General features: G+C 38.1%; 17 protein-coding genes and 2 pseudogenes. 5 read left to right on the forward strand and 14 right to left on the reverse strand.

Annotated elements, in window-relative coordinates; genetic code table 11:
* Nucleotides 1–363, forward strand: a pseudogene (locus G580_RS11955) (transposase); the annotation flags it as partial.
* Here the strand turns inward: G580_RS11955 and G580_RS11745 are convergent.
* Nucleotides 331–1,173, reverse strand: a pseudogene (locus tag G580_RS11745) (FAD-dependent oxidoreductase); the annotation flags it as partial. The pseudogenes G580_RS11955 and G580_RS11745 overlap by 33 nt on opposite strands.
* 288 nt (nt 1,174–1,461) lie before the next feature.
* Between G580_RS11745 and proC the strand changes: the two are divergent.
* Nucleotides 1,462–2,277, forward strand: a complete 816-nt coding sequence (gene proC, locus G580_RS0103540) for a pyrroline-5-carboxylate reductase (RefSeq protein WP_028841078.1) — start codon at nt 1,462–1,464, stop codon at nt 2,275–2,277.
* On the opposite strand, the gene G580_RS0103545 is transcribed toward proC, so the two are convergent.
* Genes G580_RS0103545 through G580_RS0103570 form a run of 6 tightly spaced genes read right to left on the reverse strand, consistent with a single transcriptional unit; the run spans nt 2,270 to nt 6,888 of the window.
* On the reverse strand, nt 2,270–3,349 hold the full coding sequence (locus G580_RS0103545; protein ID WP_028841079.1) for a serine hydrolase domain-containing protein: 1,080 nt from the start codon (nt 3,347–3,349) through the stop codon (nt 2,270–2,272). The genes proC and G580_RS0103545 overlap by 8 nt on opposite strands.
* A complete protein-coding gene (locus G580_RS09785; protein WP_038041476.1) occupies nt 3,324–3,596 on the reverse strand; it encodes a lipopolysaccharide assembly protein LapA domain-containing protein in 273 nt (90 codons plus the stop codon). Before G580_RS09785 ends, G580_RS0103545 begins: the two co-directional genes overlap by 26 nt.
* Entirely contained in the window at nt 3,586–4,458 is an 873-nt protein-coding gene (gene hslO, locus G580_RS0103555) for an Hsp33 family molecular chaperone HslO (protein ID WP_038041478.1), read from the reverse strand. The genes G580_RS09785 and hslO overlap by 11 nt, the downstream gene beginning before the upstream one ends.
* Entirely contained in the window at nt 4,442–5,314 is an 873-nt protein-coding gene (locus G580_RS0103560) for a dihydroorotate dehydrogenase (RefSeq protein ID WP_028841081.1), read from the reverse strand. The genes hslO and G580_RS0103560 overlap by 17 nt, the downstream gene beginning before the upstream one ends.
* Nucleotides 5,301–6,077 (reverse strand): dihydroorotate dehydrogenase electron transfer subunit, encoded by a 777-nt coding sequence (locus G580_RS0103565; protein WP_028841082.1) that lies wholly within the window; start codon nt 6,075–6,077, stop codon nt 5,301–5,303. The genes G580_RS0103560 and G580_RS0103565 overlap by 14 nt, the downstream gene beginning before the upstream one ends.
* A 1-nt stretch (nt 6,078) precedes the next feature.
* Nucleotides 6,079–6,888: a YkgJ family cysteine cluster protein gene (locus tag G580_RS0103570; RefSeq protein WP_028841083.1), complete on the reverse strand. Its 810-nt coding sequence runs from the start codon at nt 6,886–6,888 to the stop codon at nt 6,079–6,081.
* 186 nt (nt 6,889–7,074) lie between these two features.
* Here G580_RS0103570 and G580_RS09790 point away from each other — a divergent pair, with 186 nt between their 5' ends.
* Genes G580_RS09790 through G580_RS0103590 form a run of 3 tightly spaced genes read left to right on the forward strand, consistent with a single transcriptional unit; the run spans nt 7,075 to nt 10,116 of the window.
* Nucleotides 7,075–8,688, forward strand: a complete 1,614-nt coding sequence (locus G580_RS09790; RefSeq protein ID WP_156874779.1) for a C40 family peptidase — start codon at nt 7,075–7,077, stop codon at nt 8,686–8,688.
* A 41-nt stretch (nt 8,689–8,729) separates the two neighbouring features.
* A complete protein-coding gene (locus G580_RS0103585; protein WP_028841084.1) occupies nt 8,730–9,107 on the forward strand; it encodes a hypothetical protein in 378 nt (125 codons plus the stop codon).
* A 22-nt stretch (nt 9,108–9,129) separates the two neighbouring features.
* The gene (locus tag G580_RS0103590; RefSeq protein ID WP_028841085.1) at nt 9,130–10,116 is read left to right on the forward strand and encodes a KpsF/GutQ family sugar-phosphate isomerase; all 987 of its coding nucleotides are present in this window, start codon (nt 9,130–9,132) and stop codon (nt 10,114–10,116) included.
* Here the strand turns inward: G580_RS0103590 and tmk are convergent.
* The 7 genes from tmk to pheT form a co-directional block, all read right to left on the reverse strand.
* The gene (gene tmk / locus G580_RS10955; RefSeq protein WP_051173037.1) at nt 10,084–11,262 is read right to left on the reverse strand and encodes a dTMP kinase; all 1,179 of its coding nucleotides are present in this window, start codon (nt 11,260–11,262) and stop codon (nt 10,084–10,086) included. The genes G580_RS0103590 and tmk overlap by 33 nt on opposite strands.
* Before the next feature lie 6 nt (nt 11,263–11,268).
* Nucleotides 11,269–11,892: a Smr/MutS family protein gene (locus tag G580_RS10960; protein WP_051173039.1), complete on the reverse strand. Its 624-nt coding sequence runs from the start codon at nt 11,890–11,892 to the stop codon at nt 11,269–11,271.
* A 4-nt stretch (nt 11,893–11,896) separates the two neighbouring features.
* Nucleotides 11,897–12,244, reverse strand: a complete 348-nt coding sequence (locus G580_RS09800) for an alanine-zipper protein (protein WP_038041483.1) — start codon at nt 12,242–12,244, stop codon at nt 11,897–11,899.
* Nucleotides 12,245–12,280: 36 nt separating this feature from the next.
* A complete protein-coding gene (locus G580_RS0103610; RefSeq protein WP_028841087.1) occupies nt 12,281–13,711 on the reverse strand; it encodes an RtcB family protein in 1,431 nt (476 codons plus the stop codon).
* Nucleotides 13,712–14,032: 321 nt separating this feature from the next.
* Nucleotides 14,033–14,389, reverse strand: coding sequence for a MerR family transcriptional regulator (locus G580_RS10965; RefSeq protein ID WP_051173040.1), 357 nt, complete (start codon nt 14,387–14,389; stop codon nt 14,033–14,035).
* Nucleotides 14,379–14,672, reverse strand: a complete 294-nt coding sequence (locus tag G580_RS0103625; RefSeq protein ID WP_022855461.1) for an HU family DNA-binding protein — start codon at nt 14,670–14,672, stop codon at nt 14,379–14,381. Before G580_RS0103625 ends, G580_RS10965 begins: the two co-directional genes overlap by 11 nt.
* Nucleotides 14,669–17,071, reverse strand: a complete 2,403-nt coding sequence (pheT, locus tag G580_RS0103630; protein ID WP_028841089.1) for a phenylalanine--tRNA ligase subunit beta — start codon at nt 17,069–17,071, stop codon at nt 14,669–14,671. Before pheT ends, G580_RS0103625 begins: the two co-directional genes overlap by 4 nt.
* Between the last annotated feature and the right edge of the window lie 18 nt (nt 17,072–17,089).

Genomic DNA, 17,089 nt, shown 5'->3' on the forward strand with positions numbered 1-17,089 from the left:
GAGACGAAGGAGGACTGGCTCCAGATACTTAATGATTTGATAAAGAGGGGAGTTAAGAGGGTTATGGTAATAGTGAGTGATGATTTTCCTGGCCTTACTCAAGCCATAAAAGCCCTCTTTCCTGAGACAGATCATCAGCTTTGTTTTGTACACATGCAAAGGAACATCAACAGGAACATGTCTAAGCAGGATGCTAAAAAATTTTATGAGGAGTTAAGCATTATAAAGAGGATAGAGGAGTATGAGAGGGCCTTAAATAGATTTGAGGAATTATGTAAGAGTTATGAGAAGAAGTATCCAGCTTATATAAAGGGACTTTTGAAAAAGAAGGGGCACTGCCTGTGGAAACTCTATGTAAATGGCTGGTCTTTTATCCAAACCAAGGTTAAACTCGTTTGGAGCCTTGGAAGGACAAATGTTCATACAGTGACCACAACCTGTGCACTTATCCCAGTCTACATATCTGGCTTTTTTCCTGATGGTAACCTCAAAGTTTCCTACATAACCCTTAACATCTTCTACCTCGGCATAGGTGATAAGTTCGATGTTAGGATGCTGGGCAACCTCAACCATCTTTGGGGTTAAGATACAAGCTGAACAGTCCATCGTAGGAAAGGTCTTGTCAAGCTTGGCCATAACCCCACCGATAGAAGGCTGTTTTTCTACCAGATAAACCTTTAAACCTATCGTTGCCAGGTCTAAAGCAGCAAAGATACCTGCGATCCCACCTCCTACCACCAAAACCGACTTTTCTGCATCCTGAAAGCGATCTTCTAAAGGCTCTGCCAATCTTACCTTAGCCACCGCACTGGCAACAAGCCTTTTAGCCTTTTTGGTAGCCCCCTCTTTATCATGCCAATGAGCCCAGCTATCCTGGTCTCTTATGTTAGCCATCTCACAAAAATATTTGTTCAAACCAGTTGACTCAACAGCTACCCTAAAGATAGCCTCATGAGTCCTTGGAGTACAAGCAGCAACCACAACCCTGTCAACCAGCCCTTCTTTAATATCATTCTTGATCAACTCTTGCCCAGGGTCAGAACACATAAACTGATAGTCCCTCACAACCACTACATCAGGTAAGGTCTTAGCAAACTCTACTACTTCCTGGATATTAACCGCACCCTTAATGTTTTCTCCACAATGACATACATATACACCTACCTTAGGCATTTTACCCCTCCTTTTAATAATAGTATTATTTTTAAGTTAAGTTTTTATTACAATTTCAATACTAAGTCAAATAGATTTTTTCAATATAAAATATACGTTTTATTTGCAATAAGTAATAAAAAATTATATTTAAAAAGCAAATAAAATGTGTTTTGATATAATTAATTTTTATCAATAAAAGCTATACCTTGAATAGGTTTAACTCTTTTACGATTTTATCTTTACAGAAGGGTTTTTATGTTTATAATAGATTGGAAACCAAGAGATTAAAATTCGGAGGAAGGATAGATGGCTACCATAGGTTTTATCGGCGGTGGGATGATGGCAGAGGCTATTATCAAAGGATTGTTAGACAAAGGGCTTTTTAGTCCAGAAAACATTTTTGTTTCTGAGCCTGTTTTAGAAAGAAGAGAATACCTAAGCTCTACCTATAAAGTCCACACTGTAGACCAAAATGAAAAGGTTTTGAAAGCTTGCAATAAGATAATTTTAGCGGTAAAACCACAGATAATGAAAAAAATTTTGGAAGAGATAAAAGAACATATCGATATAGAAAAGCATCTTTTGATTACCATCGCCGCGGGACTTCCGATCAGTTTTTACGAAAAATTATTACCTCAAGGGACAAGACTAATCAGGGTTATGCCTAATACCTGTGCCATCGTGCATAAAAGCATAAGTGCTTTAACCAAGGGAAGCTTTGCTACTGAAGAGGACTTAACCTCGGCAGAAAAACTTTTTTCTGCCATAGGAGAAACGGTGGTGGTAGTAGAAGACTTGATCGATGCGGTAACCGCTCTTTCAGGAAGTGGGCCTGCTTATGTAGCTTTGTTTATAGAGTCTTTGATAGACGGGGGGGTAAGAGCAGGTTTGCCAAGACCTTTGGCAGAAAAGCTTGCCCTGGCAACGGTTTTAGGCTCGGTAGAAATGATGAAAAAACTAAAAAAGAATCCCTATGAAATCAAAGCCATGGTAACCTCTCCTGCCGGAACTACCATAACCGCTTTAGAGGTGTTTTACCAAAAAGGTTTCCCTGGAACAGTGATTGAGGCCATATATAAGGCTTACTTAAGAAGTAAAGAACTAAGCGAAGCTTTCAGTTAAGGGCTTCTATAACCTGTTGATGAAAATAGTGCCTAAAATCCCTTATTTTTAGGTTATCCCGAGTAGGGTGTACCCTGTTTGACAAAAGGACGATGATAATTCCCTGGTCAAAGTCTATCAAAAACGAGGTCCCGGTAAAACCGGTGTGTCTCAAGGTATTTGAAGAAATTTTAGCCTTTAAAAGCTCTTTTTCCTTAGGGTTGGGCAACATAAAACCTAAGGCGTATTCAGAATCTTTTTCTCGATGAAATATAAAAGTTTTTAATAAATCAGTAAAGAGAGAGTTTCCTTTCTGGTAAACATTTAGCAAAAATTCTAAAACATCAAGGACACCATAGATGTTACCAAAAAGCCCTGCTACTCCAGAAACCCCACCCAAAGCCCTGGTGTTTTCATCTTCAACAACCCCTCTCAATAGTTTTTTTACCCAGGGGCAAACAGAGGTAGGAGCCATATATTCCTGGTCTATTCCTTTTTTTAGAGGATTAAAACCAATAAAAGACTTTTTTCCTAAAGAAATTCTTTTCTTAGCTTGTTCAAAAATTTTTTCTAAGGGCTCTCCAGATAGACTTTCTAAGAGATGGGTTAAAATAAAGTAACCAAGGTCTGAGTAAAGGCTTTTTTCTCCTGGGATATACTCTAAGGGTGTTTCTTCTATCTTTCTTACTATATATTCCAAAGGCTTTTCTGGATTTTTTTCTAAAATTTCCTGATAAAAAGGATGCCATGCTTTGAGGCCTGAGGTATGGTTAAAAAGACGATAAACTGGAATTTCAGAAAGAGGAGGCTTAAGGTCCAGGTAATTTTTTACAGGAGAATAGAGGTCTAATGCCTTAGGGTTTTTAGCTAAAAAATCTAAAAATCCTAACACCAGAGCCAAAGGCTTGGTAAGGGAGGCAAGGTCAAAGATGGTGTTTTCCTCTATAGGTTCGATATATGGGATTAAAGCCTGATAACCAGCCCCAACTATGTATCGTCTCTGTTGAAAATAAACCCCTGCTACTGCACCAGGGAAGACCTCTTTTTTTACCCCTTCGTTTAAAAGCTCAAATAGTCTGTTCAGGATTTTCATGTTTTTCTTCAACCTTTTTCTGAAGTTTTCTTATCTCAAGTTTTAGTTTTATCATCTGGGAAATCGAAACCGTTATCCCAAAAAGCACCCCTAAAATAAAACTTATGATGATGACTAAGGCTAAAGGGATGTTTTCCAAAGTTACCCCAGGGAAAAGATGTAGATTAACCTTTGGGTCTATGTTAAAGACTACAAAGAAAACCAACAACAATATCAAAACCAACCAGAGTATCAACCTAAGAAACATCCATAACCTCCTTCAAAAGCTCTTTGACCCTATCTAAAGAAATCTCGTAAGTTTGCTTACAAAATTCACAGGTCACAGAAACAGGCTTTCCTTCTTTTAAAAAACCCTCAAGCTCTCCTCTTCCCATGGCTATCAAAGCCTCTTCTACCCTTTTTTCAGAACAAGTACATCTCCAGGCTAAAGGCCTTTTTTCTAATATTTGAAGTTTTGGGAAAATCATCTGTAAGATTTCTTCTGGCGTTTTTCCTGAGGATAAAACTGAAGTAACAGGAGGGAAATTTTTAAGTTTAGCCTCTATTTCCTCTAATTCAGACTCGGTTGCCTCTGGCAGTTTTTGTACCCAAAAACCTCCTGCAGCAAGGATGGTTCCGTCTTTATCAACTAAAACCCCCAGACTTACGGCAGATGGTATTTGTTCAGAAACGTTTAAATAATAAGCCAAGTCTTCGGCAATCTCTCCTGAAATCAGATCTACAGACCCATGATAAGGTTCTTTCAAACCTAAATCTTTTACCACAGAGATAAAACCTTTTTTTCCGACTGCAAGCCCAACAGGAAGTTTCCGGTTGATAGGGTCTATATAAACGTGAGGATTTTGTACCGTTCCCCTTAAAAATCCCTGATAATCACCTTCTGCTAAAATCTCACCGAGTGGACCATCTCCCTTGATCTGCAAAAGGACCTTACCTATCTTTAGGTCAGAAGAAAGCAAAGCTACCCCTGCTAAAGCCCTTCCCAACGCAGCTGAAGCCACAGGGCTCAAACCCTGCAAACGACGGGCTTCCTCTACAATCTCTTTACAACAAACAGCATAGGCCCTAAAATTTTTATCTACAGGTAAACCTCTAACCAAATAAGCCATGTTTCTTTTTTATCTCCTCCATCTCTTGAATTATCTTCACAGGAGAGGTGGGATCTATCAAGTTGGCAACCCCTATTTGAAAGGCTTTTGCCCCGCACACCAAGTATTCTAAAGCATCCTTTCCAGAAAGGATACCTCCGCTACCTATGATAGGGAGTTTAACCTTTTGGGCAAGTTCGTATACCAACCTTAGGGTTAAAGGTTTTATAGCAGGACCTGAGAGCCCTCCTTTGATAACCTTTAAAGGTGCTAAATCTATCACCCCTAAAGCAGGATAGGTATTGGCTACCACTAAGGCATCTACCCCCTCTTTTTCACAGATCTCGGCTATTTCATAAACTGGACCTACAGGAGAAAGTTTTACTGCTAAAAATTTTTCCCAAACCTTTCTAACCTCTTTTACCAGGGTTTTAACTCCCTTTGGGTCAGAAGAAAAGGCTATACCACCCTTCTTAACGTTAGGGCATGAGATGTTAAGCTCTATACCATCCACATTTTCTTCCTTAAAACCTTCAACAAGGGCTACAAAGTCTTCTACTTCCTCTCCGTGAAGGTTAATGATAAGTGGCACCCCATAACAGAAAAGCTTAGGGAGATAGTCTCTTTTAAAGACCTCTAAACCTGGGTTTTCAAGTCCTATGGAATTGATCAATCCACAAGGGGTTTCATAAAGACGAGGAGGAGGGTTACCTTTCTTAGGTAAACGAGAGATTCCTTTAGAAACAAAAGCTCCTATGTTAGATTTAATCTCTTCTTTAGTAAGATACAGGTCTAAGTTTTCTCCAAGGCCCCAGGTACCTGAAGCCAGCATAAGAGGTGTTTTAAGTTCGAGATTCCTGAGTTTAAGAAATGGCATCAAAGTCAATCTCCTCTGCTAAAAGAGTAGGGCCCTCTATACAAAGGTGTACATAATTTCCGTTTTTAAGTGGAATTACACAGCCTTTACAAAAACCTGTACCACAAGAAAGAAAGGTTTCCATCGTAAGATAGGCCTTTACTCCAAAATGCTGGGCTATTTGAGCTATGGCTTTTAACATAGGTAAAGGACCACAGGCAAGCACGTCTACCTTATTCTTTTCTAAATACTTCCTCAAAGGTTCGGTAATCAACCCTTTATAACCCTGTGACCCGTCTTCTGTGGCTATTTCTACCTCTGTTTCGATATCTTCTAAAAAAGGATAACAAACCAGGTCTTCTGCTGTACGAGCCCCATAAAAAATTTTCTTGGGTAGCTCATAGGTATGGATTTTTCTTTTTATGCTTTCTAAAAGATAGATAAACCCTGCTATTCCTATGCCTCCTGCACAGATCACATAGTTCTCAAGTTTAGGAAAGGGTTTCCCAAGGGGGCCTAAAAACTCGATCTTACTTCCTGGTTGAACCAAAGATAAAGCTTTGGTACCTTTTCCTACCACCTGATAAAGCACATAAAAACTATTCTTTTTTACATCATGAATGGTAAAAGGCCTGGGAATAAGAGGGTCAATCCTTTCGTTAATCTTGATCTTGACAAATTGACCTGGGTTAAAACTAAATATTATATCTAAATCTGTTTTTACCCTCAAAAGATAAACGTTGTGAGAAAGAGGAAGGTTTTTTATAACCTCGCCTTGATACATGTTAAAAAATTTCCTCTAAAAAAGAAAGAGATTTTTTTTCTCTAAATTTTTCTCTTAGTTCTTGTAATACATCTCTAAAACTTTTTTCTTCTGTTATAGGGGTTCGGTAAAATGTACCTACCCAGGATCTAAGTTCTTTTTCCTCAGGGAGGACGGGCAACTCGTCTACATCTACGTTAGAAAGAAGATAAGGAGGCACTTCTTCTACTTGTTCACTCTTATAATCCTTTAAAAACTTTAAAAGATCAAAAAGATTGCCATAAAGCCCACCAATGTCTATGTTTTCAGCTAACTGTAAAGCAATGGTCCCAACATAAAACAAAAAAGGAGGTAAAGATGCCTCTCCCTGTTCACAGCTTTTGGTTGAAGCCATTATCCTGCACATAAGCGGACGATAAGGATAAACCATACAAAGTCCTTTTTCGTCTAAAAAAGGACATGTAGACAACTGAGGGGGATAATCCTCTAAAGGAGGCTCTGTACCTTGAAGATAGCAAAGAAGGGTCTGGTTATGGGTAATCTTTGGCCTTGGATAACTCTGAAGATATGAGACCCTGGTTAAAACCTCAGGACTAACCCTTTCTAACAGATAGTAAGCCTCTAAAGAAGTAGTATAAATACGGTCTGTGCAACAGAGGTTACAACCTGGTTTACAAAAAAGATCCCAGGCTTGATAGGTGTTTTCTAAGTGTTCATAAAGTTTTTGCAATAATTCTAATTTGGTAGCAACCTCAAAATCTAAGAAGACGTTAATTTTAGAACCTCCTAACCATTTGATTTTTAATTTTAAACAGATTTTGTTAAAATACAACTCTTCCCGAACCTAAAAAAGCTTAAAAAAGATAAAAAAAATAATTTTTTACGCTTTTAAAACCTAAAAAATCTTTAAAAAGAACTTTTTTTAAAATTTTACTTGACTTTTGCCAATTTTTTGTTATTTTTTTGTATAAAGTTTTTTTAAAAAATCTTTGCCATGTCAAAACAGAATAAATCTAAAATGTTTCGGAATCCTTTTTTAGCCATATTATGGATTGTTTGTTGTTTTTTTCTTTTTGGTGCCTATCAAACTGACGCAAAAGCCAAAACTACCTCTAAAAAATCCTTAAAAACTAAAAAGTCAGCCTCGGTAAAAGCTGTTAAAACTTCTAACAAACCCATTACCTATAAAGTCCAAAAAGGAGACACCCTTTACGGTATTGCTAAAAAGTTTGGGGTCTCGGTAGAAGAACTAAAAAAATTAAACCAGCTTAAAACCCCTCAATTAAAACCTGGACAAACCATAAAGATCGTTTCTACTAAAACTAACTCAGAGGCAAAAACCTCTACTTCCTCAAAGAATAATTTAGTACAAACTTCCTTACCCGAAAGTCCTTCAGTTTATGTAGTAAAAAAAGGGGATACCCTTTTTAGCATCGCCAAAAAGTTTGGGATCTCGGTAGAAGACCTTAAAAGAATAAATCAGCTCTCAGGTAATTCTTTAAGGGTAGGTCAAACCTTGATAGTAAAAATACCTTCTAACAAACCTGCGGAATTTTCAGAACAAAAACCTGTAGAGAGTTCTCAACAAGAAGCCTTACAAAAAGTGGATTTACAACCACATAAACTCAATTTACAAACACCACAGACTATCTCCTCCTCAAAAGCCGATTCACCCAAGGTTATCTCAACAGAGGTTGTCTCTGGTACTCCTAAGATGGTAGAACAAAAAGAAAAAATTCAATGGATAACCTATAAGGTAAAAAGGGGAGACACTCTTTACAGTATTGCTAAAAAGTTTGGGGTCTCGGTAGAAGAACTAAAAAGAATTAACCATCTAAATCATACTAAATTAAGCGTAGGCAAGGTAATTAAGGTAAAAGAAAAAAGGGTTTTAGTCCAAGAAAAAGTTAACCTACCCAAGATAGAAGCTCCTTCAGGTGTAGGGTTTATCTGGCATAAGGTTAAAGAAGGAGAAACTTTGTACAACATCTCCTTGAGGTATGGTATACCTATCGAGGATATCAAAAAACTAAACAACCTTGAAGACAACGTAATCTTTGTGGGACAGGCCTTAAGGATTCCTACCTATGATGATCAACCTTTTATGTTAGAAAACCCTGCGGTTGCCTTTCAAGAAAAAACAAGGACTCACAGCTTTTCTGATTTCTTTCTAAACAGATCTTTTTTAGACCTTGAGGATGAAAAACGATTGCAAGACAAGTTTATTGAGATAGCCAAACAATATGAGGATTATCGTTATAAGTTAGGAGGTAATGGCAACGGATATATGGACTGTTCGATGTTTGTAAAAAAGGTGTTTGAAAGTTTGGGGATAGACCTTCCGAGAACCTCAAGAGAACAGTTTTGGATAGGGGTTTCAGTGTCTAAGGATGAACTTATTCCCGGAGATTTACTATTCTTTGCTAAAAACAGACGGCCTGAGAGTATAAACCATGTGGGTATTTATATAGGAAACAACCGTTTCATGCATTTTTCTTCTACTAAAAGAGGGCTTGCTGTAGATTCCTTAGATAGCAACTATTTCAAAACTAGGTTCGTTGGGGCCAAAAGGGTACTTAAAAACTCTGTCTTGTTTAACCTTTCCACTTTTTCTGAAGATGTAGGGTCTTAAACCAGGTTGCATTTTTAAGGATTTGTTTTACATTAAAATTCATGGAGAATCAAGACAAATTAATCAGTCTTGAAGATTGGATAGACCTTTTTTGGCAATTTCAAGAAGAAGACATAAAATATTTTCAAGACCTTGTGGCTACCCAAAGGTCGTTTGAACCTGAAGAGATCTTGAAAAACATAAAAGAACGGGTCCATATGCGAAAGGTTTTTTACCAGTTTTATAAACACCTCTCAAAAAGGGATTTTTCTTCAGATCCCTCAGGAGAAATAGAACAAAAACTGAGTGCTCTTTTCTACCGAGAGGAGATGATTACCAAGATGATAAACAAAGTTTTAGAACTTCTTTCGATAATGGTAGGGATCGAAGAACAAAAAATACTTTTTGAAGTCCCAATAAACCCTCCTGTTTTTCATTAAACCATTCTTCTGAGGTTTAGGCATGTTAAAAGAAAAGGAGATTTTAGAAAAAGCTAAAAGTGTGTTAGAAACAGAGAAGTTAGGGATTGACGAGGTCATAAAGAATCTGGACAACTCCTTTGCAAAAGCTATAGAAATCATCTTACAGAATAAAGGAAGGGTAGTAGTTACAGGGGTAGGGAAAAGTGGTCTTATAGGAAGGAAAATTGCGGCTACCCTTTCTTCTACCGGAACTCCGGCTTTCTTTCTTCATCCTGTAGAGGCTTTACATGGAGACCTTGGGATGGTAACCCCTGAAGATGTGGTCCTTGCCCTTTCTTATTCAGGAAATACCCTTGAGGTTTGTGAGTTGGTTGCCATACTAAAAAAAAGAAACATAAAAATCATCAGTATTACAGGAAATTTAGGCAGCCGGTTAGCCCAGCTTTCAGACGTGGTGATTAACGGAAGGGTACCCAAAGAGGCTTGTCCGTTTAACTTAGCCCCTACCACCAGCACCACTGCTTGTTTGGCCTTAGGGGATGCCCTGGCCATTTGCCTGTTTGAAATCAAAGGATTAGGGTCTGAAGATTTCAGAAAAAACCACCCAGGTGGATCGTTGGGAGAAAGGCTTAAGGTTAAGGTTAAAGAAATAATGCTTACCGGTGAAAACATCCCTAAGGTCTTACAAGGCACCTTTTTAAAGGAAGCTATAAAAGAAATAGATCAAAAAAGGTTGGGATGCGTTCTAATCGTAAACCAATTTAATGCTCTCACAGGGATCATTACCGACGGAGACTTAAGAAGGATCTTTCTTAGATACGGCTCCATAGACTCTCTTAAAGTAGAAGAGGTGATGACTAAGCACCCTAAAACCATACAAGAAAATGCCCTGGCTTATGAAGCCTTAGAAATGATGGAAAAACATCTAATCACAGTTTTACCGGTTGTAGACTTTGACGGAAAACTTACCGGGATTTTACATCTTCACGACGTGTTAGGTAAGGGAACTTTTAAATTTACGTTGTAATAATTCTATTAAATAATTCAGGTTTTCCTCTAAAGGTTTTGTGGCCTCTAATTTTACGTGATTAAACCAAGGAAGGATTTTTAAGTAGTTTTCTCTTACTTTGGTTAAAAACTCGGTTTTTTCAAAAAACGTAAGGTTGTCTCTGGTAGAGTTAAGCCTTTTTAAGGCCTCATCTATCGTGAGGTCTAAGTAAACGACTAAGTCTGGTAAAGGGGCGATGGTCTCGTTTTCTATAAAAAGGCTTTTTAAGTCAAACCCTTGAGCTCCTTGATAGGATAGAGTAGAAAGATAATATCTGTCTAAAACTATCCAGGCCCCTTCCTTAAGCTTAGGTAAAATAAAATTTTTTACGTTCCATTCTCGGTCTTTCAAAAATAGGTTTTTAATCTCTAACGGATGGGCCTCTCCTTGTTGCAGCTTTTCGCGCAAAACTTTACCATAAGGGCCTTGAGGAGTTGGTTCGCACCCCCAAAAAACTGAATTTCCCTGATCCTTTAAAGCCTTTACCAAAAACTTACTAACGGTGGTTTTACCTGCCCCATCTATCCCCTCAAAAACTATTAACTTGCCCTTTCTTTTAAACTCTATTTTTAGCCTTTCTTCCAAAAAATCCCGGTTGTCAGGGGTTACTTCACACCTTAAAGCTGGTTCAAAGGAAAAAACCTTTTTTAGAAAAGGAGTTTCCCCTTTGCCTACGGTTGCAAGTAAAAAACAAGAAGAACCTAACAGGTTTTCTATAAAATCACAAAAACTTTTCGATAAAGCCTCCATCTTACCTACTTCGTCTATAACCCAAAAAACCTGAACCCCATCTACTAAATCCTTCTTATACTCTTCCAGAAGTTTTTCTAACCCCTCTAAAAACACCGCATAATTTCCTATGGTAGGTAAGGTATTTATAGTCTCTGAAGGGGCAACAAGGTCTTTTCTTTTGGCAAGGAGAAATTCTCTAGAAAGAAAAGGGTCGATGATTTTAAAACCTTTTCTTTTGCCGTTTTCTCTGATTTCTTTGGTAAAAAACCCTCTTATTTTAAACAGAAAGTTTATTTCTGATAAATATTTAGTCAACTTTTCGACTAAAGTAGTTTTGCCTACTCCAGGATCACCGGTGATTAAAAGTTTTGACCTTGGACCTTGTAAAAACATGAAACACTACGACTTTTTAGACTTTTTGATAGGCTTTGAAGATAGAAGGATGTAGGTTGCCCCTAAACCACCATCACAAGGTCTGGCAGAGCAAAAAGCCATCACATATTTTCTAAAAGGGCCTTTTTCAAGCCATTCTTTAACTTTAGTTTTAAGCACCGGCTCTTTTTTAGAAGAAAGGCCTCTTCCATGGATGATAAGAACACAGTTATCACTGTTTAAGATGGCCTCTCTTAAGAAGTCTTCGAGAGCTATTTTTGCCTCTTCTACCAACATCCCTCTTAAGTTTAAAGTTTTTTTAACAGAAAACCTTCCTTCTCTTAATTCATAAACCAAACTTTTGTAAGTCTTAGAAAAACCACCTTCTATGTATTCTGAAGTAAGCCAAACCTTAAGGTCTATCCTCTTAGGAGGCCAATCCTTTTTAAGGTCCCAAAACGGCTTTTTAGGGGTAAAAAACCAGAAAAAGTTTTTTTCCTTAAGAGGTTTGGCCCTTTTAACTACCTCAGACCAGTCCTTTTCTTCGCAAAAAGAAGGTTTTTCTAAAGATAAAGGGTCTTTTAATTCTAACTTTTTTCGGGGAATACTTATACCCAAGTATTCCCCGAGGGCTTCAAAAGGACGCTGCATAACCTTACTTTTTTAATCCTTTTTCAAAAACTCTTTCGCATTTTTTAGCAGCTGCCTCTGCCTTTTGAGCAGCCTCTTCAGCTTTGTTTGCCGCTTCTATTGCTTTTTGAGAAGCTTGCTTGGCCTCGGCTGCATCAACCTTAAGGTTGTCTACCTGAGACTTAAGACTTTCTACCTGAAGCTTTAAAGCTTTTAACTCATCCTCTACCTTCTTTACACACTCTGGACAAGCTGGAGGTTGTGGTGCAGGTTGAGCTACTGCCTTTTCTGGAGCTTCGATAGGACAGCTACAACCAAAAGCTAACAACCCAGCAGAAACGATACCTAAAAACTTAACCCATTTCTTTTTCATCGCCTACCTCCTCCTTTAAACGAGTTTTTTAGATCTTTAGCCCTTAATACAACCTATAGGTATTAACTTGGCTACCTTTTTGGTAAGGCCTGCCTTGCAGGTAGCCTCGATGACCTCGTTAACATCTTTGTAAGCCTCTGGGGCCTCTTCACACAACCCTTTTTTAGACTTAGCCATTACTATGATGCCCTTTTTCCTTAGATTTTCTATTATTTGGTCTGCCCTAAAAGTTTTAATAGCTTGATTTCTACTCATCGTCCTTCCTGCTCCGTGACAGGCAGAACCAAAGGCTTTTTCCTCTCCCTCTTCAGTGCCGACCAAAATGTAAGAGGCTGTTCCCATAGAACCACCGATGATAACAGGCTGACCTACCTTTTGATAGTCCTTAGGCAACTCTTTTCTTCCGGGACCCCAAGCTCTCGTAGATCCTTTACGATGGACATAAAGTTTTTTTAGTTTACCGTTTATTAAGTGATGTTCTACTTTACAGGTATTATGACTAACATCATAAAGTACTTTGAGGAATATCCCTGGAAATATCTCCTGAAAAACCTCTCTTACTAAATAGGTGATCACCTGGCGGTTTGCTAAAGCACAGTTTATCCCGCAAACCATGGCTTTAAAATAGCTTTCTCCTTCAGGAGAATTGATAGGGGCACAAACCAACTCTTTTTCTTTGATAGGGATACCATATTTTCTTGCAGCCTTTGCTAAAACAGGAAGATAATCGGTAGCGATTTGATGTCCCAAAGCCCGAGAGCCACAATGAAAGGTAACCACCACCTGGTTTTTAAAAAGACCAAAGACCTCAGCTACCTCTTGGTTATAAATCTCTGAGACATACTGAATTTCCAAATAATGGTTCCCTGAGCCTAAGGTTCCGATTTGTCTGTGTTGTCTTTTTTTAGCTTCCATAGACACAAAGTCTGGGTCAGCTCCAGGCATACAGCCCTTTTCCTCTATATACTCCAAATCTTCTGGAATCCCATATCCTTTTTTTACCGCCCACTTAGCCCCTTCAACTAAAACCTCATCTAATTGAGAGGGAGAAAGCTTGATGGTTCCCTCAGAACCTACCCCTGAAGGAACGGTTTCAAAAAGCATCTTTACCAAGGTTTCTAAGTAAGGAATTACTTCGTTTTTTTCTAAGGGAGTAAGAAGGGTTCTAACCCCACAGGAGATATCGTATCCCACCCCACCGACAGAGATGATACCTCCTTCTTCAGGGTCAAAGGCAGCGACTCCTCCGATAGGGAACCCATATCCCCAATGAGCATCTGGCATGGCAATAGAAGCCTTCACGATACCAGGAAGACTTGCTACGTTACAGACCTGCTCATAAACCTTTTCATCCATTTCTTCAACTAACCTTTGACTGGCAAAAATTTTACCAGGGACTTTCATGTCACCCTGAAGGGGAATTTCCCACTCATATTCTGAAACTCTTTTTAGCTTCTTAAGCTCCATACTCCCAAATTACCAAAAAAATTTTGGTGTCAAATTTTACATATTTTTATTTTAAAACTTACAGGTGTAAAAGTCAAGACAACGCATTCGATCAAAAATGTCCCTGAAATAAGAATGGTTAGATCAAAATTCTGTCCCTGAAGCTAAAATTCCTTCTCTAATAACCAATTTTAAGGGAACAGAAAGGGAAAGATGATTACTAAAAAGGAGTTCCAAATGAAGTTCCTCGAAAAATTATCCCTTTTAATCAGCTAATTTTGACAAGTGTGCTCAAGTTGGTCAAGGATAGGGAGTTTGAGGAAAATAAATATTGCAACAAATTTATAAAGACTTGTAGATTTCTTTAAGTTCTTTGATTACTTCCCTGATAAGCTTTCTCAGGGCTTTTTCTTTTGTAAGGACCTCTTTTGGACTGAAAAGGGCTGGTTGTTCAAGTTTATAAAGGTTCAAAAACTTTTTAACCCCTTCTAAGGTATACCCTTCTTCTATCAGTTTTTTTACCTTAAAAAGAAGTTCAAGTTGGTCTTTTTTGTAAAACTTTCTGTTAGAAATTCGATAAGGTTTAAGCTGGGGGATCTTTTTTTCCCAGTAATAAAGCACATGAGGTTTTATATTTAAAAGTTGAGCAACCTCAGAAAGAGGAACATAAAGGGTTTCTAAAGGCTTTTTAGGTTTCATCTTGAAGTTCAGCTTTAAACTGAGGAGCTATCTTAAACCTTACCTTTTTAAACGAAGGTATCTTGACGACCTCCCCAGTTTTTAAGTTCCTCCCTATTTTCTCCTTGGTTTTATAAGGAATAAAACTTCCAAACCTTACTATCTGAACCTCTTCCCCTCTTTCTAACCCAAGTTTTATTTCTTCTAAGATTTCTTCCACAATCCTACCTAAGGTCCTCTTAGAAAGACCAGTCTTTTCAGCCAAAACCTTTATTACTTCTTTTTTGGTTATCGTCTTTTTCATCGTGGTTTAGCGTTAAATTTATCAAAAATCTTTTTAGCTACCTCATCTTGAATGTGATTGACCTCTTCATCGGTTAAGGTTCTATCTTCAGCTCTATACCAAAACCTCAAACTTACGCTTTTTTGACCTTCTGGAATAGGTGGGCCTTCATAAACCTTCACACAGCTGACCTTCTCTAAGTAAGGAATAGATAAATTTTTAATAAAAGCTAATATCTCTCCCACCTCAAAATCCCTATCAAGCACACAGGTTACATCTCTATCGGTAGAAGGAAACTTGGGAGGCTTTTTAACCTTTTTGATAGTACTTAAAGAAGGAAGAATTTTTGAAATCTTTTCTAAGAATATCTCTCCTACCAAAACATTGGTCTTAAGGTCAAAACTCTTTAATATAAAGGTTTTTACTTCTCCTGCAAAACCGATTTTTTCTTCTCCAAGATAAAGGTCAAAAGAAAGACCGCGTTTTAAAAAAGGCTCTTCAGAATATGGCTTAAACGCTACTTCAAGGGTTAGGATCTCAAAAAACTCCTCCAAAACACCTTTAAGGTCATAAATATCAAATTTTTCTGGTTGACCATGCCAGTTCTCGGTATTCTTTTGTCCCATCAATAAAAATCCCAGGTATAAAGGCTCATCTGGGAGGAGTTCTTGATTAGGTATAAAGACCTTTCCTGTTTCAAAGATAGCAAGAGAATTAACCTCTCTAAAAAAGTTAAAACAAGCAGTCCTGAGAAGCCCAGGGATTAAAGTAGTTCTCATCACAGACTGGTTAGAGGCAAGAGGATTAGCTATCTCTAAAGGTTTAGACCTAAGATCTTTAGGATCAAGATAAAGCCTCTCTAAATCCTTTGGGTCTATAAAACTATAGTTGATCACCTCAAAAAACCCAAAAGCCCTAAAAATTTCTTTTACCTTTTCCTCTAACCTGAGAAATGGGGCCTTTCCTTTAGCCCAAAGGTCTGCTTTAGGAAAATTGGTAGGTATTTTTTCGTACCCATATACCCTGGCGATCTCTTCAATCAAGTCTTCTGGTATACTTAAATCCTGTCTGTAGGAAAAAGGTTTTACTTCAAAACTATCTCCTATAGACCTTACCTCACCCACCTTCGAAAGAATACCTTTTATTTCCTCTACAGGAAGAGAAAACCCTAAATATTTGGTTACCTTTTTTTGTGATAACACGATTTGAGGATATACATAAGGCTTAGGATAAAGGTCTACCATCTCAGAAAAACGCTCGGCCTTGGCTGTCTCTAAGATCATCTGAGTAGCCCTTAACACCGCTAAAGGTATACCCTCAGGATCTATGTTTCTTTCAAACCTGTAGGAGCTTTCAGTTGAAACCTTGTGTCTCTGAGAACTCATCCTTATCCATTTAGGATTAAACCAGGCAGCCTCTAAAAAAAGATTTTTTGTTTCTTCAGAAACCCCTGACTCCTCTCCTCCCATGATACCCGCAAGCACAAGGGCTTTTTCTGCATCGGCTATCACCAAATCTTCCTCTGTAAAAACTCTCTCTATCCCATCAAGCATCGTTAATTTTTCCTGAGGATAGGCTCTACGAACGATTATCGCATGTCCATCTATCTTGTCCCAATCAAAAGCATGTAAAGGCTGTCCTAATTCTAAAAGCACATAATTGGTGATATCTACCACGTTGTTGATCGGTCTTAAACCACATTTCCATAGTCTCTTTTGAATATAAAAAGGACTTTCTCCTATTTGAACGTTTTCAAAGGTTCTCCCTATATACCTAAAACAACCCTCAGGCTCTAAAATCTTGATCTCACCTTTAAAAAATTTGCCACCTTTTAAGTAGTCCTCAAAAAGAAAAGGTTTTAACTCCCAGGAGGTTAACAAATGAAGTTCTCTTGCTGCACCCAACACAGAAAGCACATCTCCTCTGTTAGGAGTTACCGCAAGTTCTAACACAGCCTCCTTTATTCCTAAAATTTCATAGACAGACCTTCCTAACGGAGACCCCTCTGGTAAAACCAGCAAAACCTCCTTTTCAGGGCCTGTCCCAGCTTCATAAGGAGAAAGAAACATCCCCTCAGATTGATATTTTTTTACCCTCTTTACTTCTACCTTCTCTCCGGAAAAGGTATTACTCCCAGGTTTGGCTAAGGCTAAAATAAGTCCTGGTTTTACCTGATCTTTAGCCGTGGTAAAGACTGTAAAGACCTCTTTTCCGTCGGTAACTTTACAAAGAGCTACTTCCTTAAGGTCTTCTGGAGATAAAATCTCTATGATTTTTACCGAAATTATCTCTCCCAAACGTTGATAGGGATCTTCTACTGCTTCAACCTCGATACCACCCATCGTAAAAATTTCAGCAATCTCTTCTGGAGACTTTTGAAGGTCTATGAACTCTGAAAGCCAGCTGACGGGAACTTTCATAAGGTCTCTCCTGTCTTA

The sequence above is a fragment of the Thermodesulfobacterium hveragerdense DSM 12571 genome (genome assembly GCF_000423845.1).
Taxonomy (GTDB): Bacteria; Desulfobacterota; Thermodesulfobacteria; order Thermodesulfobacteriales; family Thermodesulfobacteriaceae; genus Thermodesulfobacterium; species Thermodesulfobacterium hveragerdense.